14 protein-coding genes and 3 pseudogenes are annotated in these 20,504 nt (G+C 45.2%); 2 read left to right on the top strand and 15 right to left on the bottom strand.

Translation table 11 applies throughout. The features are described 5' to 3' along the window. Positions 1-422: 422 nt before the first annotated feature. The 10 genes and pseudogenes from BK126_RS05135 to BK126_RS29305 all read right to left on the bottom strand — a co-directional run bounded on the left by BK126_RS05135 (position 423) and on the right by BK126_RS29305 (position 12,618). The gene (locus tag BK126_RS05135) at positions 423-1,283 is read right to left on the bottom strand and encodes a sugar phosphate isomerase/epimerase family protein (RefSeq protein WP_076311584.1); all 861 of its coding nucleotides are present in this window, start codon (positions 1,281-1,283) and stop codon (positions 423-425) included. After that, positions 1,276-2,463, bottom strand: coding sequence for a Gfo/Idh/MocA family protein (locus tag BK126_RS05140; RefSeq protein WP_076311585.1), 1,188 nt, complete (start codon positions 2,461-2,463; stop codon positions 1,276-1,278). The genes BK126_RS05135 and BK126_RS05140 overlap by 8 nt, the downstream gene beginning before the upstream one ends. Before the next feature lie 453 nt (positions 2,464-2,916). Further along, positions 2,917-4,488 (bottom strand): hypothetical protein, encoded by a 1,572-nt coding sequence (locus tag BK126_RS05145; RefSeq protein WP_218639239.1) that lies wholly within the window; start codon positions 4,486-4,488, stop codon positions 2,917-2,919. 182 nt (positions 4,489-4,670) lie between these two features. Beyond that, entirely contained in the window at positions 4,671-5,066 is a 396-nt protein-coding gene (locus tag BK126_RS05150; protein ID WP_143757678.1) for a hypothetical protein, read from the bottom strand. 185 nt (positions 5,067-5,251) lie between these two features. Continuing rightward, on the bottom strand, positions 5,252-7,558 hold the full coding sequence (locus tag BK126_RS05155; RefSeq protein ID WP_076311587.1) for a glycoside hydrolase family 2 protein: 2,307 nt from the start codon (positions 7,556-7,558) through the stop codon (positions 5,252-5,254). A gap of 86 nt (positions 7,559-7,644) precedes the next feature. Beyond that, positions 7,645-7,746, bottom strand: a pseudogene (locus BK126_RS29740) (Gfo/Idh/MocA family protein); the annotation flags it as partial. Between the two features lie 33 nt (positions 7,747-7,779). After that, positions 7,780-10,068, bottom strand: a complete 2,289-nt coding sequence (locus BK126_RS05160; protein ID WP_083655728.1) for a glycoside hydrolase family 2 protein — start codon at positions 10,066-10,068, stop codon at positions 7,780-7,782. 24 nt (positions 10,069-10,092) lie between these two features. Further along, complete coding sequence (locus BK126_RS05165; protein WP_256702709.1) at positions 10,093-10,977, bottom strand: carbohydrate ABC transporter permease; 885 nt, start codon at positions 10,975-10,977, stop codon at positions 10,093-10,095. Between the two features lie 12 nt (positions 10,978-10,989). Continuing rightward, the gene (locus tag BK126_RS05170) at positions 10,990-11,955 is read right to left on the bottom strand and encodes an ABC transporter permease (protein ID WP_076311588.1); all 966 of its coding nucleotides are present in this window, start codon (positions 11,953-11,955) and stop codon (positions 10,990-10,992) included. 171 nt (positions 11,956-12,126) lie between these two features. Continuing rightward, positions 12,127-12,618, bottom strand: a complete 492-nt coding sequence (locus tag BK126_RS29305; protein ID WP_179085515.1) for a hypothetical protein — start codon at positions 12,616-12,618, stop codon at positions 12,127-12,129. On the opposite strand from BK126_RS29305, the gene BK126_RS28720 reads away from it, so the two are divergent. Further along, positions 12,521-12,907, top strand: a complete 387-nt coding sequence (locus tag BK126_RS28720; protein WP_256702710.1) for a DUF4982 domain-containing protein — start codon at positions 12,521-12,523, stop codon at positions 12,905-12,907. The genes BK126_RS29305 and BK126_RS28720 overlap by 98 nt on opposite strands. A 29-nt stretch (positions 12,908-12,936) precedes the next feature. Here BK126_RS28720 and BK126_RS29745 read toward each other — a convergent pair. After that, a pseudogene (locus BK126_RS29745) lies at positions 12,937-14,207 on the bottom strand (IS1182 family transposase); the annotation flags it as partial. 141 nt (positions 14,208-14,348) lie between these two features. After that, positions 14,349-15,905, bottom strand: coding sequence for an ABC transporter substrate-binding protein (locus BK126_RS05195; protein ID WP_076311590.1), 1,557 nt, complete (start codon positions 15,903-15,905; stop codon positions 14,349-14,351). A gap of 193 nt (positions 15,906-16,098) precedes the next feature. Here BK126_RS05195 and BK126_RS28740 point away from each other — a divergent pair. Further along, positions 16,099-16,449 (top strand): annotated as a pseudogene (locus BK126_RS28740) (SDR family NAD(P)-dependent oxidoreductase). Between the two features lie 128 nt (positions 16,450-16,577). Here BK126_RS28740 and BK126_RS05210 read toward each other — a convergent pair. From BK126_RS05210 to BK126_RS05220, 3 genes are all read right to left on the bottom strand, one after another. Next, on the bottom strand, positions 16,578-17,021 hold the full coding sequence (locus BK126_RS05210; protein WP_445321892.1) for a glycoside hydrolase family 78 protein: 444 nt from the start codon (positions 17,019-17,021) through the stop codon (positions 16,578-16,580). Between the two features lie 107 nt (positions 17,022-17,128). After that, the gene (locus BK126_RS05215) at positions 17,129-18,742 is read right to left on the bottom strand and encodes a response regulator (protein WP_076311593.1); all 1,614 of its coding nucleotides are present in this window, start codon (positions 18,740-18,742) and stop codon (positions 17,129-17,131) included. Then, entirely contained in the window at positions 18,739-20,490 is a 1,752-nt protein-coding gene (locus BK126_RS05220; RefSeq protein ID WP_076311594.1) for a histidine kinase, read from the bottom strand. The genes BK126_RS05215 and BK126_RS05220 overlap by 4 nt, the downstream gene beginning before the upstream one ends. Positions 20,491-20,504: the final 14 nt, after the last annotated feature.

Raw genomic sequence — 20,504 nt, forward strand, 5'->3', positions numbered from 1 at the left:
GAATGGGCATTAGACGACGAAACAAGGTTTGCACAATGATCCGATATGCTGAGGAATTCGAAATTATAGAAACACCGACTCGGATTTGAGAGTCGGTGTTATACTATCAGTAAAGACGTGATTATGACGACTAAACGCATGAATCATCCCAGCGTTCACTCGGACGGCTTTTCTAACGAGTCACAAGAAGCGATGCATAAATATAAACAGATGGTCAAATCCAGATTAATTCTGGTCAACTATCTCTAAAGGCTCCTGCTCTAAAGGCCTTTCCTTTTCCCTCCGTTGCGCAAAGTAACTTAACACATTAATAATTAATGTGCTGTATACGTTAGATCGGAGGATGATATCAGGGTGGTTACTGACAAAAATTCCGCTTAGACCGGATTTGTCCTCCCGCGCGCGCATTAACGCTTTTTGCATTAGAACCAGTCCGAGTAACCAAGCGCTTTCAGATGGTCGCCGGACACTTTCAAGCAATCGAACGGATCGCGGCCGTATAGTTCGTCTTGCTCTACAAAGAAATACTTGGCACCGCTATTAAGCCCGGCATCGATAATGCTCTTGAGATCCAAGCTGCCCTCGCCGAGTTCCGCAAACTGGATGATGTTGCTGAAATTTTCGTTAAACTTGCTCATATCGCCGATTTGCAGAAAGTCCATGTTCACGGGTCCCATGCGGTAATCTTTCAGATGAATCAAAGATACTCGACCGGCGTATCTTTTAATTAACGCCGCAGGGTTTTCTCCACCTCTATGAATCCAGTGAACATCCATTTCGAATCCAAGGCGGGTGGTATTGTTTTTAATGATATCCAACAAATATTCCCCATCGTACTTTTGGAATTCCACATGGTGATTATGGTAGTACAAAGCGATGCCGTGCTCGGCCAGCCTCGCAGCAAACTCATCCGCCTTTTTCACGAAGTCCAGGATTCTTTCTTTGTCCCCAATCGAGGTGAGCGGCAGTATGCCGATCCTCAAGAAGCTACAGTTTAATGTTTTACAATCCTGCACGATTTTTTCAAAATCGGTGGACAGCGTCTGTCTCCGCATGCCAGACTTAATGGGTTCAACCGATGCGGACAACGCCGCGATTTCAATCCCTAAATCCTCGGATGCTCGCTTTAACTCCAATATATTTTCGCTGTTCATCGGGATCTGCGATACTTCTACGCTTCGGTATCCAAGCTTGTGGACCTCTCGCAAGGTCTCATAAACGCCAATCTCATCAACTTTCCCTTTCAGCATCATCATCTGAACACCAATTTTCCCTTTACCCATTCGCCGAAACACCTCCAATCGGAACTTTTATCGGATTCGCCTTCTCTTCTTCGATCCGCTTGTTCAGTTCAGCCAAGAACAAGTCTTCATTGAACGGTATTTCGATCTCTTTCCCTAGCCAGCTTGAAAGATGAATCGCATTCGCGAGCATCACGCCGTGAATACCATCGCTACCGGGTGCGATGAGCGGCGTGCCCTCCAAGATATTCTCTGCGAAGTTTTCCATGACGGCAATATGCTGGGTCCCCCATTGACTTCCGAATTCCAGTACCTCTTCGGTATAGATATCCGAGGGATTGGGGCCCATCGTAACTCGCATGACTTCATGTTGACTCATTGTGGAGCTCATTTCGTTTTCCGTTTTATTCAAACGCTTGATCGTTGCCTTCTTGCTGCCCTCTACGATGATCTTACCCTTGTCTCCTAAAATTTCGAACCGGTCCGTACCCAATACGTCGTGCGTACATGTGACGAATACGCCTGTCGCGCCGTTGTCGTAATCCAGGATGGCGGTCACATCGTCTTCGACTGCGATACTCCGCTGATAGCCGTATTTTAAATTTGAGTATACTTTTTTCGGCATGCCGCAAATCCACTGAAGCAAGTCGAGTTGGTGAGGCGCTTGGTTCACGAGCACGCCGCCGCCTTCGCCGCCCCAAGTCGCTCTCCACGCGCCTTGGTCGTAGTATCCTTGCGGCCGCCACCAAGTAGTAATAATCCAGTTCGTACGGCGAATGGCGCCGATTTCGCCGTTTTCAACAATCTCCTTAAGCTTCTGGTACAACGGGTTCATGCGCTGGTTAAAGAAGATACCGAAGGTCACTTCCGGCTTCGCTGCCGCGAGCTCGTTCAGTTCGCGAACTTGCTTCGTATACACACCGGCCGGTTTTTCCACCAGTGCATGAATGTCTCGCTTTAATGCTTCCATGCCCACCTCTGGGTGCAGGAAATGCGGTATGCATGTCACGACCGCATCGACGTCTCCACTTTCCAACAAATCAATGTAATTGTCGTAAAAAGGAACATCGGGGTATATCTGCCTGGCTGCTGCCTTTTTGGTCGGATCGGAGTCGCTGATGGCTCCGAGAACCATATTTTCCACTTTTCCCTCGCTTAAGAACTTAGCGTAAACCCCGCCTTCCGCTCCAAACCCGATGATCCCCATACGTACTTGTTTCATCTTCGTGCACCCCTTCATGATTTATTGGCTTCATCACGAGAAATGTGTGAAGCCAGGATATTATTGCTTTGCCCACTGGTCCAGCTGTTTGTTTCGATCGCTTTCAGTTTTTTTTGAAAATTTTCAGTTAGTGTAGCCCACTGAAGAAGCAATCGAGCTGATCGAGTTGGTCGTTTGGAATAGTAATTCCTTTGCCAGCCTGGTTCTCTCCCGGAGAACATAATCGGTGAACGAATTAATAAATTGTTTAACGGTTTGCACGACAAGGGGGGCGTTCTGCCATTCTTCCTTAAATCTTGTTCCCTTGTCCAATTTAAAATTTCAAATGCCGCAAAGATCGATCATGTTGCAGGTCTGCGTCACAATAGGATATTACATGGTTCTTTCCAACTTTCTCAAGCTGTGCCTATTACGTTCATTCAGACGCAGTTGCAAGATGGTGTAATTTTACAATTATTCTAACAGATCTGCGATATTTAGTGTGATACCGTTATAGGTAGCATATCCGTAACTTTTGGGTTTTCCGTCTGCATCTGTGTCAAACAACAGCCTCGCCGGCTTAGGTCCTCCAAGCGCCGAGAATGTTGCCCTGAAATTCATTTCCCCCTGCTTGGACCCGGTCAATTGAAGGTTGGTTTCGTAGCGCCCTCCATCGGCGCTATAATGGACCTTCTCATATCCATTATAGAAATCCTCCCCGTCATCACTAAAGTTAACATACAGCGCCTCCGTATTACCCGAATAACCGGAGTCATTCCGGACATAGTTGATGTATCCAGAGTGTTTCCCCGCAATTTTCCCTTCTATATTCGGATTAACGGAATCCAATACAGTCAAGTCTTTTATACCATACGGGATATTATCAGTAGTTGTTGTAATCGGTACAGGAGGTTCCGACTTATAATCCGGCAACTTCGCTGTCTGGAGCCGCATTTTTGTGGGGTCGCCGCCTTTAAGCATCTCCGGCCACATGACCCGTTTTCCGTCCGGATGCCAAGACATGGGTGAGGAAAAAAACCAATTCTTCTCGTCCGTTGTCAGCTGTATCCCTTGATATCCTGCTTCGTGCATGGAACGTTGAATGTCGATCAATACAGGACCAATATTCCCTGGCCTGTATTTACGTACTCCATCTACTGCATACATATATAGAAACCTGATCAACCCCATCGAGGTATAGATCCCGTAGGGCTTGGGCATAAGTCCGAATATGGCCGGATCCGTCTGCTTAGAGAACCTGGTACTCATGACGATTCCCAATCGCTCATCGGGAGAAAAGATAGTGGTTTCATCGTATCCAGGGGTGTAGGTGATTTGCGTACGATTGTCGGAAGTCAAATCCTGCACGATGGAATCAGGCGTGCTGTTTTGTTTTCCCCCAGCGACGGATATGGCGTTTCCTCCCCGTACAAACTGTTTCACTTCCCCTCCCCGTAAAGGGATCGGAATGATAAAGCCAGGATTGGTCGGGTCATGCTCAAAGGGATGTATGTGATTAATAAGCTGCACGTTTTCGATCGCATAGTGATCCGTTTTGCGTTCCAGTACGCCTATCGCAACAGCGGCACCAACATCTGAGCGGAGTATTGTCCAACTCATATGCTTATTGTCAGGCGCAATGATAATTTCCGACCAGTGTTTGGTTGAGCGCGCATCTTCCTCGAGGATCGACGGATATGCGATGGGAACCAATGATGAGCTTGTGCAGGTATCAATATCGGGCGTGCATTCGAGCACGTAATCTCCTAGCAGCACCCGCGTATTATCCTGATAGGGCATATACCGAATCCCGTTGGCCTTAGGTTTTCTCGGAATGACGCCAGAGAAGATCACCCTAAAATCCGTTCCATCATCATTGAGAACTGCCAGGTTATAAAAATCGGTAGTATGAATATCATTCTCTGTCTTATACGAAACCAGTACTTTCCCGGAGTAAGTGTAAGTACCTTTTAGCAGTATTACATCATCCGGCATTGGAACAGTACTTACCACTACTCTTCCGATTGAAGCTTCTCTTTTTTCCACCAAAATCGCCTCCTGTTTTTCATCATCCGGCTATGGGATACTTGTTACCTCAAAGCTTCCGATTTCCAGTTTTCACTTGTCAACACATTCCTGTTATTATCAGCATTCATATTAATGATAAGACAATTTCCAGCCGCTCACTAAACCTTTCAAGACTTCATGAATAACCTTTTTACGACTTTTTATTCTGATTCGCCAAAAAAAACCTCCAGAAGCCATCTCGTAAAATGCTTCCGATGATCAATAATTCGGGGCATATGGCCAATTTTATGCAACTCCGCGCCTTCGGGAAGCTGTAGGTTCAATTGATCGTCTGCAAAGTTGATCTGAACCGCATGCTCATCGCAATCATCCAGCAGATCGATTTCAAGATATTGTCCGGATTCGTTTGACGCCGCTTTCCACCAGGTCTGGACATCTTCGCCCGTCGCCTTCGAAGCATCATTCCCCTCTTTGAAAGAGAACGCTTTAGCCGGCTTGCCGCAAGAGAGAAGCATCCACTCGGGATTCTCCCAAGGGTCGATCACGCCTTGTTCGATCTTCTTCGGCCAATCGCCGTACCGTTGATTGCAGAACAATTCTCCTTCTTGAAGCCTGCAGGCCATAGTCCTAGACGTCTTTCGAACATATGATTTACGCTGATTCTCATCGTTGAGGGGATCGCTTACAAGAAAGCCGGCCGTCATGGAAGGAAAGAGGAAGTACTTGGGTTTCATACTAATTTAAAGCAACCACCCAGCCAGATTGGCAAGGTGGTGTTTGATTAAGTAGTCCTCTTGATTTTTGTCAATTCTTTATTTAGCAAATACAAAAGCTTTTCAGTGAAGTGTTCGGGCGCCATTTCCGCCAAGGTATCAATCTTAAATCCTTGGGTCATACTAGACGTAGGTCTGCTTCTAAAATCTTCCCCAAAATATTTATTTAACACCGCTTTCGACTCTTTATTCTCAAAAAGCTCTTTAAACGTGCAGCGGGTGGAATAAACGTCGTCCGTGATCTGTAATTCCACCATCTCATCCTCATCTATATCAGGCATTTGGAACCAGTTGCTAACTTCGCCGCCTTTGTCCTCTACTGGGGCTTCATAACTCAAGTTCGGCTCAGCTGCCTTATTAAATCTGGCAGCATCTACATGCTGAACATTATTTTCAGTAGCAGCGCTTATTTCATTTATCCCCTCAGTTAGTGCTACATTCTCAAAGACGAATATTTTATCGTCACTCGTTATCGTTTGGAATACTTCTCCATTTACATACAACGTAACCGCATTGCAGTTGGAATACACCTTAACCTTAATATTGTCCTCTACTCGATCCACAAAGCGCTTGCTGGCGATATGAACGAATTTTTCCTCAGACCAGTGAGCCTTATACATATAGAAAGCGTCCTTCTTGATCCTTCTATCATAAGTGACAAGCCCTTTGTTGTTTCTTCCCGTGACTCCGCCTTCATCCCTGATATTGGCTCCGAAATCGAACATGTTCCATACATAGGTGCCCCATAGAAAAGGACGCTGCTCCAACGTTTTCCACACCTTCTCATGGAACAGGGCATGGTATTCCTCCGTGTAATCTTTTACCTTAGGTTCGGAACTGTGGTATTGTACAATACCTTCTGCGCCGTATTCTGAAATCGCCAGAGGCACATCAGGATTGATGCTGTGGAACTTGTCAAGCCAAGGCGTGAAATCCTCAGGCTGGCCGTGATACCAGCCATAATATTTGTTGTAACCGATCACATCCGTCATCCCGTTGTATTCATCTTCCTCACTGACGAACAGTACATTGGCCATCGTTGTAAGCCTGGTAGGGTCTTCATTCTTCGTCAACGCATGCAGCTCTTTAACGAGCCGTCTGACCTCCGGCCTTTCTCCGCCAATCTGGATTTCATTCTGGATTCCCCAGAATATGATGGAGGGATGATTATAGTTTTGCCTAATCAATTCAATCATCTGCTGTTTGGCATTGATCCCTTCCAACTCGTTCTGCGACATGACGGATATGAAAGGAATTTCGGCCCATACCACCATGCCTTCCCGGTCACACAAATCATAAAAATATTGGCTGTGCTGATAATGGGCAAGCCGGATTGAAGAGGCCCCGATTTCTTTGATGAATTCCATATCTTCGTCCTGCTCTTGTGCCGAAATGGCCCAGCCCATATCCTTTCTGTCCTGATGTCTTGACACACCATACAAGGGCAGATGCTCGCCGTTTAAGAAGAAGCCTTGCTTGGGATCAACATGAAAATATCTTACACCAAACGGAATCGATAGCTCATCGATCGTGTCGTTAAAGCTGGCCATTGAAATACTGGCGCTGTACATATAAGGATTTCTCCTGCCATGCCATAGTGTTGGATTGTCAATGACACCAGACAGCTCTTCGGTTTTCGTTTCGCCCGCAGCCAAGATAACTTCCTTGGCGGCATAGGTTACTTTTTTATGATCCGCATCGAGGATATCCGCCCAAAGTCTTACCTTCTTCTCTTCATTACTGTCATTTACAAGTCTGGCTCTAATGCTCAGTCGGGCTTTTTCCTTCGATACCGCTTCCTGAACAATATAGACTCCGGTAGATCCATAGTCCATCAAATCAAAATGAACCGCATCCGCAACAATCAGATTCACATCGCGGTAAATGCCACCGTAGAAGGTGAAGTCCGCCTTCTGAGGATAAACGTCATCCACAACCGTATTGTCAACTTTTACTGCAAGCACATTGTTAGCGCCATATTTAACAACGTCTGTAATGTCAAATCGGAAAGTGGAGTACCCACCTTTGTGCTGGCCCATATGCCGGCCGTTAACATATACATCCGTAATGCTGTTAGAACCGTTAAATTCAATGAATACTCTGCTTCCTTCGTAAGAAGGCTCAACCATAAACGCTTTTCTGTACCAACAAGCGCCTTGGTAATATTCACAGCCATTTGCTCCATCGATCCCGTTCCATGTATGGGGAATATTCACAATATTCAAATGGTTGTCATTATACCGTTCCTGATTTGCCTGCTCTTCATTCTGCCGAATAAATCGCCAACCTTCATTCATTGCAATACATTTTCTCATTTGTTACCCTCTCCCTACTTCAACCTGCTTCATCTGTCCCAGATAGACTTCGGCATGCCGCATATCCACTGAAGCAAATCAAGCTAATGAGGCGCTTGGTTGACAAGCACCCCACCGCCCTCGCCTTCCCACGTCGCTCTCCACGCGTCTTGGTCGTAGTAGCCTTGCGGCCGCCACCAGGTCGTCATGAAGATAGTGACAGTTGTGGCTCACCAGCAATATTATTTCTGAATAACATTTAGTTCCTTATTAATGATGGATAGCATCTCCTTGGGTATATTAAAAGCGGATAATTTGGCCATTTTTTCAATGGACATCACTCCCTTAAGTGGTGCAAACCTTGGATGCTCAGCCGATTCCCCAAAGAATTTCTTAAATACAACTTTAGCATCCTCGTTGCAGTAGAGGTCCCCTACGGTGTCAAAAGTTGAATAGTAACCATCTTGGAGAATCACCTCTTGGGCATTAGATAAATCAAATTTCTCGAACCAATTCACGACATGTTTTTGTTCTACATTGGTAACTAAGATATAATTGTTGTCTGTTTCAGATATATAATAGAGAGTCATTTCATCCGTATAGACCGTACCCTGCTGATCAATTCCTTCTACTGTGATATGATTTCCCCCAAGAGACAGGGAAACTGCCTTCAACATTTTCACGGGCTCATCCGTCTTTATTTCAGCAAGAAGAATATCATCCTTGTAAACTTTTAGATGAGATAGATTGGATAAAATGATGATGTCATTAAATGCTTCATGTCTATTCATAAATCGGCGGCCGGCTAAGTGTACAAAGGGAGATTTGGACCAATACGCTTTATAAAGATAGTAGGCGTCCTTTTTTATTTTTCGGTCTAAAGTTATGAGTCCCTTCAGGTTTTTTCCTCGATCGCCGCCTTCATTTCTGCGAGCACTTCCGAAATCGAACATATTCCATACATATCCACCCAAAACAAAAGGTCTATCATTGATAGTTCTAATGACATTATGATGGAATACAAGCTGATATTCTTCCGTATAATCTTTAACTTTTGGTGAATACGTATGGAATTTTGGATTTGTATCCACACCATACTCTGAAACGATAACGGGAACATTAGGTTGAACGCGGTGAAAGTCATCCAGACGTTCGCCTAAGTCTTTCATTTCACCATAGTACCAGCCGTAGTATAGATTATAGCCTGCCAAATCGGTAAAATCGTGGATCAAACTGTCATTTTCAACCGAATAAATATTTGCCTGGGCAGTTAATCGGCTTGGGTCTAATTGTTTAGCCATTGCTTCCAGCTTCTTAATCGTTTCATAGGTTTGCTCGTTTTCAACTGCGATCGTGATCTCATTTTGTACGCCCCAACAATAAATCGAACAATGATTGTAGGCCTGCTTAATAAGCTTTTCAAGCTGTTCTTTGGCATTTAAGTTTTCTGGATCTTTGGAAGAAGGGATACTGATAAATGGAATTTCAGCCCATACCAACATCCCGCTGCGGTCGCATAACGTATAGAAATAATCATCATGCTGATAATGAGCAAGACGAATACTGTTAGCACCCATTTCCCGAATGATAGACATATCCTCTTCCATTTGTGCTTTTGTAACCGCGTTGCCGACTCCAGCATAATCTTGGTGACGACTAACCCCTTTTAACTTGATGATTTTACCGTTCAGAAGTACACCCCGATCCGGTGTGACTTCAATTGTTCTAAACCCGACCTCTATATTTCGTAAATCATAGGGCCGTCCTTGAACAATGAGGGCAACCGATGCGGTATAAAGATAAGGATGATCTACTCCATCCCAAAGCACAGGATTATTAATCTCTTCAATTATTATAAATTCTTTTGCATCATCGACGTTAATATCAATACTGGTTTCTAAAGCGATATTTCCCTCTTGATCGCGAAGCTGTACCTTAATCATTCCCTCAACCGCTTTAGCAGACTCATTGATTATTTTCCCGCTAATCCCTAGCTCGAAAGCTCTTTCCCCCATCTTCTTTGAGGTCAAGTAAACCCCATCCCGACTGTGATCACCTACATCAAAGTGAATATCCTCCATCACGAGAATCTTAACTTCCCGATATAATCCACCGTAAAATGTGAAGTCGGCCATTAAGGGGAATACATCTTCGTAAAAACTATTATCCACCGCAATTGCGATCAGATTTTCTCCGACCTTCAAGTAGGGATTCAAGGCGACCCTAAACATGGCATAACCGCAACGGCTCTCCCCAGCTAATTGGCCATTGATATAGACCTTTCCAATATTCCCCGCCGCTCCAATTTCTAAGTATAATCGCTTTTCTAAATTCTCTGAGGAAATATCCAGCTTTCTTTGATACCAGCATTGCCCACGGAAGTATTCTTCACTCTCACCCTGCCCATCATTATTATTCCAGGAATGAGGCAGGGTTACCAACTCCCCCTCATTAATCAATTCAAGTGAATAAGATGAAAAATTATTTTTTGTAAAGAGCCAATTCTCGTTTAGATTAATTGTCTGCAACATATTTATCTCCTCTCTAACTACAATTTAACCTTTAACAGCTCCAATCATAATGCCTTTAACGAAGTACGACTGGAAGAACGGGTAGGCAATCAGGATTGGCAGAGAACCGATGACCGCAATCGCCATTTTGACCGAATCCGAAGGCATTTGCACCATAGCATCGGCGGCTTCTGCCCCCATGTTGTCTTTAATAAAGTTAATATCCTCCATAATGCGCTTCAACAGATTCTGAATACTGAATAATTCAGGCTTCGTAATATAAATCATGCCGTTCTGCCAGTCATTCCAATAAAAGATTGTCGTAAACATGCCAATGGTTGCCATAATCGGCGTCGAGAGCGGGAGAACAACAGACCATAGCGTACGGTACTCCCCGGCTCCGTCGAGCTGCGCAGATTCGAGCAGTGCAGCCGGAATTGTCGACTGGAAGAAGGTCCGCATCAGTATTATATAAAATCCGTTCGTCAGCAATCCGGGGATAATCAGCGCCCAAACGGAATTCTTCATATCAAGAAGCTGCGTGTACACCAGATAAGAAGGTATAAGGCCTCCGTGGAACAGCATCGTAAAGAAGATAATAAACATAATCAGATTGCGGTGCGGCGTTACGCTTCTGGAGAGCGGGTACGCCAAGAGAGCCGTGATCATTACACCGATTGCCGCTCCCACAACCGTTACGAAAACCGTAATTCCATATGCGCGGATGATATCCCATCCCCGATTCATCAGATACACGTAAGCATCTGTGCTAAACTCGGTAGGATAGAAGGCATATCCATTGGCCACAATGGCATTCTGATTCGTTAATGATGCAGAAATCAACAACACGAACGGGGCGATACATACTGCAGCAAACAAGAACATCACGATATGGCTGAAATAAGCTATTCCTTTGCTATCTTGTTTCACGATAAGCACCTCCTAGAATAATGCGTTCTCTTTGTTGTATTTTCTCACCGTATAGTTCGCTAATATGACGAGGAGAAATCCTACGATCGATTGATATACGCCCGCTGCTGTGGACATGCCGAGATTTCCGCCGCCCAGCAATCCTCTGAACACATAGGTATCAATCGTGGACGTCGTTTCGAACAGCGCACCCGAGTTCAATGGTACCTGATAGAATAACCCGAAGTCTGAATAGAAAATCCGCCCAATGGAAAGCAGCGTCAGAATCGTAATCACCGGTATTAAGGTCGGCAGCGTGATGTAGATAATTTGTTGCCAGCGGCTCGCGCCATCCAGTCTCGCCGCTTCATAGTACTCCTCGTCAATGCCAACGATTGCAGCGAAGAACACGATGCTGGAGTAGCCTATCCCTTTCCAGAAATGCACAACGGACAGAATTACTGGCCAATAAGCCGCTTCAGTGTACCAGGATATTCCATCCTCTATTCCGAACCACGGCAGCACCGTACGATTCATGAACCCCGTCTCCGGGCTCAGCAAAGCGTATACCAGATAACTGACGATAACCATGGAGATCAGGTGCGGCAGCGTAATGACGGCTTGGTAGGTCTTCATCACTACCTTGTTCTTGATTTCGTTCAGCATTATCGCTGTCGCTAATGACAGAATCGTTCCGGCCACGATAAATAAGAAATTGTAGAGAATCGTGTTCCGTGTAATAATGTACGCATCCGAGGTCTTGAACAGGTATTCAAAATTAGCGAATCCGACCCAATCGCTATTAAGAAAGCCTTTCGCAAAATTCACATCCTTGAATGCGATAACGATCCCCAGCATAGGGAGGTAATTGTTGATCAGCAAGTAAAGAAGACCGGGAATCATCATAATCAGAAGCGGTGCATACTTCCGGTATTCGTTCTTTCTTTTCTTTACTTGCTGCTGAGCCTGCACAGCGGCGGCCGAAACGGTTTGTTCCATAGCTGTATCCCTTCCTTTGTCATGTACTTAAATTTCTTATCTTTATCATAAGGGATTAGCCCGTTTCCGACTTACACCTAGACGACAATTTCAATTGATGTTTGACGACTTTTCTCCCACTAATTCAGAAGCCGAATCCTATCCAGGATCCGCTTTCGCGTTCATCCGTTATTAGGTATCGTCGGGAGATCCGGTCGTACCTTCAATCGTAATTTTACCGGTAATATTTTCATTCATCCGTTTGCAGTTGTCCACTCGTCCAACTGTTTTTGCTTCTCGGCGATCACTTTCTTCGCAAGGATCTCTAACATTCGCAATAACCTCCCAGGTCGAAATTAAGAATTCCTTTATAGGTTGATCTGCACACTTTTCGAAGCAAAATCCTCCGCTGACCGTCATGGTAATCAACCCAGCATCCATAGGGCGTACAACCGCCAAGGCTTTCCCATCGAAGGTCGTGTGCTCGGTATCTAAGAAGTTTTCCGCAGACTTCGGATCGGCACTTCCGAATCCTTGCAGAATACCTGGACCCTCCACCTGAACAGCAACTTTGCGGTCCGCGTTGTTGTACAGATTTCCTTGCTCGTCCTCTAAACTGATCATAACAAATGACAGATCGATATCGGAAGCAACGAGCTCCGTCCGGTCAGCCTCGACTTTCAAGCCCGTTCCCTACAAGTGGAGCTGGAGCGATTCCGTATCCAGTTGGTCATGGAACGGGTACGAAGGAAAATCGGTCCGGGTGGAAGTATATGCCGATGCGGACGCAGTAGAGCTGTTCGTGAACGACAAATTGGCAGGCAAATCGGCCGCGGGAGAAGAAAATCGCTTTAAGTCCGAATTCGATATGATATTTGAGCCCGGTGAAATCATAGCGGTAGCCTATACGGATGTCTTAGAGACCGGACAGATGACGCTGCACCAAGTCCGTAAGCCAGGGTTATGTCCCTAAAAAGCTGCTTCGTTAGGATCATACTTGTCGTTCTTTATGCCCTGTAACCAGCAATAGCGAAACCCGTGGAGCTGTTTAGCGTCCGCGAAGCTTCGCTCTATTGTTTCTTTTCTTTTCTTGTAAAGCATTTTACCGGATGTTCTTAGACGGTTTTGACGCTCCCAATCCTTTCTATCTTCCCAACATGTCGTGTTACGACCTTCGTATGGTTTTGGGAACGGGTGCATTTAGCAAGGAACGGACAGGTTTTGCAAACCTCCGGATTCGACTTGTAATGTTTGTAGCCTTTACGGACTGTTGTACTGTACTTTAGCTCTTGTGCGTTTGGGCAAGTATAAATATTTTGTTCCTTGCTGTAAGTGAATTTCCACTTAGGAAACAAGCCCTGTGTTGGTTGAAAACGACGGTGTGCAATAACAGCAAAAATCTTTTTCTGTTCCAGCTTGTTACAGATCGGGTTTGTTAAATAACCAGCATCCAGCGCGACGGCCTCTACGTTAAATCCGAATCTCTCGGTTTGTCGTTCTAAACGTTCAATATAGGGAAGAGAATCATGAACATTGCCCTGCGTGACATGGACGTCTGTAATAATGTTGTACTTCATATCTACCGTCCGATGTTCAAGAAAAAAGAAACCTTCAAGCTTTCCTTCGCGAGCCATATAGCCGCTATCGGGATCGGTTGTAATCACTTTTAATTCTTTTTCTTCATCCACTTCCTTTTTTGGTTTTAATGCTTTTTTCCGTTTTGTTCCCGGTCTTTCGTAACAGCTGCTTTTAATTCATCCATGTAATCCTTTGTATTTTGCAGTACGGTCTGTTAGTGAATTTATTCTTGTTGGCATTGGCTTTAATATGTGTAGAATTACTCATCAGCACTCTTCCGCCTACCATTCGGTGCTGCAGTGCTTGGAGAACAATCTCATCAAAGATATCTTGGAAGATGGACGTCTCTTTAAACCGGGTTAGACGATTCCAACTGATTGTTGAATGATCCGGAACTTTATCTGTTAATCCGAGACCCAGAAACCAGCGATAGGCAAGATTGGTCTGAACTTCTTACTCTAATCGTCTATCGGAGCGAATGCCATAAAAGTAGCCAATAAAAATCATTTTGAAAAGAACAACAGGATCAATGGAAGGGCGTCCGTTGTTTTCACAGTACAAAGGACGAACCTTTTCAATAATGAAAGAGAAATCTATGTATTTATCTATTTTGCACAACATATGATCTGTGGAACAAGTTGTTCAAGGGAGACAAGCTCCAAAGATGATTGAATTTCTTTATTCGAACGTAACATGACAACACCACCTTTAAAGTATATCTATATTCTATAACATTAACGCGGTGTTGTATTAAATTAATCAACCCAAAAGAAGACTGTCGAGGTTTCTCGACAGTCTGAAAGCCAGATCCACAGGGATCTGGCTTTCTTCGAGGCTTATTGATTTGCAGCTGCCCACTCGTCCAACTGTTTTTGCTTCTCAGCGATCACTTTCTCGATACCCGCTGCTTTCAGCTTTTTATTAAATTCTGCAAGCTTGCCTTCCGGATCTACCGTCCCCGTTTCAAGAACTTTTCGATACTGATCGACAACATTGCTAATCGCCGTTATTTCGTTCTTGACAGGATTCGAGTTGAAGGCAAAGCCAAAAGCTTTCGACTTGATTGCGGATGCATTAAAGTCATTGACTTGCTTCCAGATATCCGGATCTTGCGTTTTGAAGACATAAGCATTCATCTGATTACCCGTCAGATATGCAGCAAACTTGTACCCGACGTTATTGTTGTTAACGCCGGCCGGATAATCGATTTGCGTCTCCGATACTTTCACATAGTGCTTGCCTTCGATTCCCCACGCCAACAAATTCGTTACATCGCTGTCCGAATACATTAGATTTAGCATCATCATTGCACGTTCCGGATTTTCGGAATGCTGTGCGATCGTCCAAAATCCGGTCATAAAATCGTAGGTCGTCGAGTGAGCCTCCGTCAGAGGAATCATGACCAGTTCTTTGCCGGTCGCCCGGCTTTCTCCGTCTGGCAAGCCTGGTTTGTACGCCATAAAGTAGGAGAACGCTTTGTCGGCTTTAACCATTTCTTGTACCGTGCTTTGAGTTGTTGCCGCGTCTTTGTTGATATAGCCTGCCTGGTACCATTTACGAATCAATTTCAATTGATCTGCATATTCCTGAGTTTCATAGAGGTTTTCTATCTTCAACCCGTTATCGTAGTTCGGCAAGACGCCAAAGCGGTCGCCAAGACGGTCATACAATCGGTGATATTCCAATGGAGACGATAAACCGCTCACGAGCGGCACCATTCCCTGTTCGTTCTCTTTAATTATTTTAAAGACAGGCTCCAAATCTTCCAACGATTTAATGGACGATAAATCGATCTTATACTTATCAACCAGATCTTTTCTCATGGCAATCCCCGATTGCATCGCGTGAGGGCCTGTGATAAGGGCGCCGTAGGTTTTGCCGTCGACCATGGCAACTTTCATGTTATCCTTGCCTACAGCATCAATGATTCCCTGCCCGTATTTATCCAGCAATACGTCTAGTGGCAGGAGCTGCCCGTTTGACACTGAGCTCGAATACATTTGCCCGAATGTGTAGAAAATATCCAGTTTCTCACCGCCGGCCATTATGAGGTTCATCTGTTGCCCCCACGCGCCAACGCTGATGGGAAGAATCGTTACCGTAGTGTTGATTTTCGCCTGCGTAATTTTGTTCAGCTCAGCCTCCACTTCCTTCAGATCCGCAGGAACTGATGAGAATATCGGAATTGCCATCGTTAAATTATAATGCTTCAAGGATTCTTTATCAGTGCTCTCAGCTTCTCCGACATTTCCTGTACTCGAAGCATTATTGCTCGTGCTTGAGCTTGATCCAGGACTGTTACTGTTGCTGCCGCCGGATGAACATGCAGCAACCATAGCTGACAACATAATTGCCGCAAACAGCATACTGATAAACTTCATTTTCCCTTTCATCGTTATCCCCCCATAAGGTATATACTTGCTTGTTTTCATCTTCAGTATAACTTGCAACCGGATTCCCCGCTTACCCTTTTAAGACTTTTCGGATTGCACTTTCACGACTTATTAATGACGTTCTAAATCTGCTTTATTTTAGCTATAGATAGTATTATCTTCTTGCAACTGTCCCTAAATGGGTAATAGCTCTATGGCTATTTATTCTTCAGCCAAGCGTGGCATTGTAGGATTAACAAAAAGTGCATCGCTGGATTATGCGCCCTATAACATCACTGTGAATGCGATTGGGCCGGGAACAATCAGAACTTCAATATGGGGAAATGCACCATAAAAAGTCATTCAACAATATGCAAAGATGATTTCTTCGAATGGAAGACTTGGCGACCCTAACGAAATTGCTTATCTGGCTTTATTTTTGGCTTCCGTTATGGCTCGTTTCATCAGTGGAGCTGCTATACCTGTTGATGTTGGCTTCATGCCGGCAAGATTATCCTTGCAAAGTGGTAAAATCCGGAAAACTGGATTAATTATCAATAAGTAAATCCTTATGATACAGGCACTCCCCGCTAGCGAGGAGTGCCTGCCTGTGTCAAGAAGTCTCTAAATTTGTAAAGCTATACTCTCCGCTTCCAGATGGCGTAAATTGATGGTCCGTGCCATCGTTACCGTTCAAATAAAATCTGTGAAGCACGCTCTGGCCGAGACGAGTCCCTTCTTTATGTTGAATTCTTTCCGGATATAGGGAGCCGGTTTGTAAGCGTGGATGTCTGCTTCCCTCTCCGGTTCAATCCAGCGGGCCTTCCAATCCGAAGCGTGATACAGTCCCGTTTCGAAGAAAACAGGCTGGCTGAACGGCGATTCCACTGCAACATCGCTCCAAACCTTAACCCGCCAATAAATGCGCTCGAGTGATTGCAGTTCCGGACCTGCATACATGATGCCTTGCGATGCGCTTTTCTCTATCTTGCCGCTGTCCCATATCACGTCAGCGAAGTTCTCTGCTGCCGAGGCTTGCACTTGATATGCGCATTGCATGACGTTCTTGCCGTCGCACCGAAGCTTCCTGCCGAGACGCGGCTGCTTGGCATTTAACCCAAAGGATTGTCCAGATATTCAGTACGTAAAGATACTGCATCCAACATGTCAATAACCCCCTCTCATTGCTTTTTTGTTTTTGCTTTATCATAAATGATGAATCTGTATCCAATATGAAGACTTTTTCAATTGCTGTTTGACGACTTTCCTCCAAATTGATTTCTGTATTCCATTGGTCCAAGCCCCGCATATTTTTTAAAGATTCTTGTGAAATGAGAGAAATAGCTGTACCCTAAAGCTGTCGATACCGCACTGACAGGCATGTTCGTTTGGGATAGCAGCTCCTTCGCCAGCCGAATACGCTCCAGCAACACATAATCGGAGATCGAATAGCCGGTTTCCTTCTTGAACAGTCTCGATAGATGATCCGGATTGAGGAACACCAGCTCCGCAATCGTCTCCCGCGACAAGTCCTGGTCGATATTGCTGGCAATGTAGCGCTTGACAAGCTCGACAACGTTGTTCGACTCCTTCACCGTCTCCGATTGATTTATTGCCCGGTTGACAGCATGACGAATCCAGACAAGCATATCCGTTACAGACCTTACCGCGCCCTCTGAAAGGCGCTGCGATTCATCATCCCCGAACAAGCGATGAGCTTGAATGCCTTCCGTATTCAGAAATGAATATAAAGCCTGAATGAAATCCTGGTGAAACTGGCGCAGTACCCTGGCATTGATCTCCTGTGCATTCACAAGCTGTTCAAGGTATTTCTCCACTTCTCCGATTACCGCTTCCTTCGTTCCCGTCTTTAGCAAGGATGACCATACATTGAGCTCCGGAAGGTTGACCAGCTGTTCCAGCCCCTTAGGTTCTTGGTGTTTAAATACGTGGTTAACGAGTGCTACATTGTTCTTGACCTGCCCCTTCAATATCGCGACCACATCTGCCATTTCATGCGGCTTACCAGGCCTGCCGATATAACAAGACAAATCACAGTAAAAATACCGGTTGCAGGAATCAATATATTTCTCACAAGCTTCCTTGATTTGATCCGGATTCCAGCCCGTGCTATTGTCGAAAACATACATTCCGAGCAGCATCTGGCGATCAATATGGAAGCATATCCCATCCATATAATTGAAGAGCAGCTCCTCGGCTGTATTCTTAAGTGCGTATTCCAATATCTTCTCGTCTCTGCGGTTCAGCGGCTTGCTCCACCGTTGAACGGATATCATGATCGGAAGAAAGATCGTCTCCTCTGTCATCGGAATCAGATGACGTTCAATCTGCTCGCGAATCGCAGATGGATTGCTTGGAATCGTATTATTGATCAGGTCAAGCCAGAACCGCTCGATGATCAACGAGTGGTGCTTCATCCATAATTGATGGGACTGGCTGTTCCTTCGGATCTCGCTATTCTGGTCAATGACGCTCTGCGCCCTGCGAAGGGCCTTCTCCAGATCATCAGCAAGCACAGGCTTCAGCAAATAATCAAGACTCCCCAGCTGCAGCGCTTCCTTGGCATATTTAAAATCAGCATGGCTCGTCAGGAAGATGGTCGCCGTGTTCGGATGATGCTCCCGGACCCAGGTGAGCAGCTCCAGACCGCTGCCACTCGGCATCTCAATGTCGCAGACCATAATATCAATGGTTTCCTTATCGAATATCTCTTTAGCCTCGATAATATTAAATGCTGTAAATAATCCCGATACATTAAGCTTGCTTAAATCAAGATCGGCCTTCACGCCTTCAATGGCATGAATCTCATCATCTACAAGCAGCATCTGATAGCTCATGTCATTCCCTCCATTTCCGGATCAGTTGGCAAGATCATCTCCACGACTGCACCATGCGATTCCTCATCGTTAAAATAACGGATGGATATGGATTCCTTGTACAATAAGCGCAATCTCCGCTGTACATTCCAGATCCCGGTGCGTTCTCCCTTTTCATTCACAACGCTGTTGCCTGCCTGCAGCTCTTGAAGCACCGCATCGTCGAAGCCTCTTCCCGTATCTTCAATCATAATTCTCATGCTCGATTGACGCTCTTCGTCTTCGAAGCTGATTTGCACGGATATATGCATCGGCTTATTCGTGAACCCGTGTTTAATCGAATTCTCGACGAACGATTGAATGATCAGCAGTGAAACCGGCGTATCCATTAAGTAATCAGGAGCTTCGATAGACCAGGTCAGCCGTCCCGGGAAACGCAGCTCCTGGATATTCAGGTAATTCCGGGTATGCTCGAGCTCGCTACCCAGCTTTACATAAGACGTATTGCTGCGGAACAGGAACCTGAAATAGTGGATCAACGACATAGTCATTTTCATAATCAGGTCGAAGTTCTTGACCTTAGCAAGGTTATACACAATATTCAAAGAGTTCAGAAAGAAATGCGGGTTCACCTGCAGCTGCAACCGCTGCAGCTCCTCCCTTTGTTTATTGAGCTGCTCTTCAAACACATTAACCCGAAGCAGCTCGATCTCAGTCATCATCGAATTAAACGATTCCGCCAGGATGGTAAATTCCTCCGAAGTGTTGCGCAGCTCGACCCGCCGGCTCCAGTCACCGCCGCGAACCCTTCTCATGGCGAAAACAACCTTGCTTAATGGGATCATGAGGTCTCTTCTTATAAAGAAAAGCCCAACCGGGACAGAGAGCAACGCGGCAAACGTAATAAACCATATGATCTGCTGAAGATACGGAAGATTGGCCAAAATCTGCTGATCCGGTATAAGTGCGACCAGGTTGAAGTTACCTCTATTGGATGGCGCACCGACCACCAGGAATTTCCTCTCTGTTCCGGATAAATAATAATCCTCCAGGCCCTGATGCAGCTCGATACCGTTGTCATGTACAAGAGGAATATCCATGATCGGCTCACCCCGATCATTCGCGAACAGCATTCCGCCGCCTTCTCCGATCGCAATCGACCGCAGCGGTCCCATCAACTCATCCGTTTTAACCCATGCGCCAAAATAGGTATCGCCCGCCAGCACGATATCAATCAGATAGTCCTGCTGTCCGATGCGATAATGCTGCCATCTTTTCGTCAGGAATGCTTTAGGAAACCTTTTTTCCCGAATCAAATCAATGACATAGCCTTGAACGCGCGCTCGCTCCTCGAATGAATACCTTAGCGTATTATACACATCCATGTAATCCTGTCTCTGCTCCTGGTATATGAAGAATGCACTTACTGTACTGTGCAAAGAAATATCATTCATCAGCTTGTCAAACAGATATACTTTCGCCATGTTATATTCTTCATCATTCGCCATATGGCTGAGCGATATCAGATCATTACCATTAGCTACATTGCTCATATAAGAGCTCGCATCATTCAGGCCAGAGTCAATCAAGTTCATATATAAGGCCAGCGAGTTTTTGTACGAATTGGCGACCTGTTCGCGAACAACATGAATGGAATAAAAGTTGTTGTAAAACAGCATGCCTACAAGGGGGAGGGTCATAACGAGAACACTGAATGTTAATTTCAAACGCAGTGAAAGTGTTGACCCGCGCCAATTGTGTCGCTTCAATATCAAGCAACTCC

Origin of the sequence: Paenibacillus sp. FSL H7-0326 (assembly GCF_001955535.1) — a bacterium.
GTDB lineage: Bacteria > Bacillota > Bacilli > Paenibacillales > Paenibacillaceae > Paenibacillus > Paenibacillus shunpengii.

What these genes read in the sequence shown, in the direction of transcription:
- BK126_RS05215 (WP_076311593.1), bottom strand. Translation starts at nt 18,742, where the DNA reads ATGAGCTATCAGATGCTGCTTGTAGATGATGAGATTCATGCCATTGAA.
- BK126_RS05155 (WP_076311587.1), bottom strand. Translation starts at nt 7,558, where the DNA reads ATGAGAAAATGTATTGCAATGAATGAAGGTTGGCGATTTATTCGGCAG.
- BK126_RS05195 (WP_076311590.1), bottom strand. Translation starts at nt 15,905, where the DNA reads ATGAAAGGGAAAATGAAGTTTATCAGTATGCTGTTTGCGGCAATTATG.
- BK126_RS05135 (WP_076311584.1), bottom strand. Translation starts at nt 1,283, where the DNA reads ATGGGTAAAGGGAAAATTGGTGTTCAGATGATGATGCTGAAAGGGAAA.
- BK126_RS05140 (WP_076311585.1), bottom strand. Translation starts at nt 2,463, where the DNA reads ATGAAACAAGTACGTATGGGGATCATCGGGTTTGGAGCGGAAGGCGGG.
- BK126_RS05160 (WP_083655728.1), bottom strand. Translation starts at nt 10,068, where the DNA reads ATGTTGCAGACAATTAATCTAAACGAGAATTGGCTCTTTACAAAAAAT.
- BK126_RS05170 (WP_076311588.1), bottom strand. Translation starts at nt 11,955, where the DNA reads ATGGAACAAACCGTTTCGGCCGCCGCTGTGCAGGCTCAGCAGCAAGTA.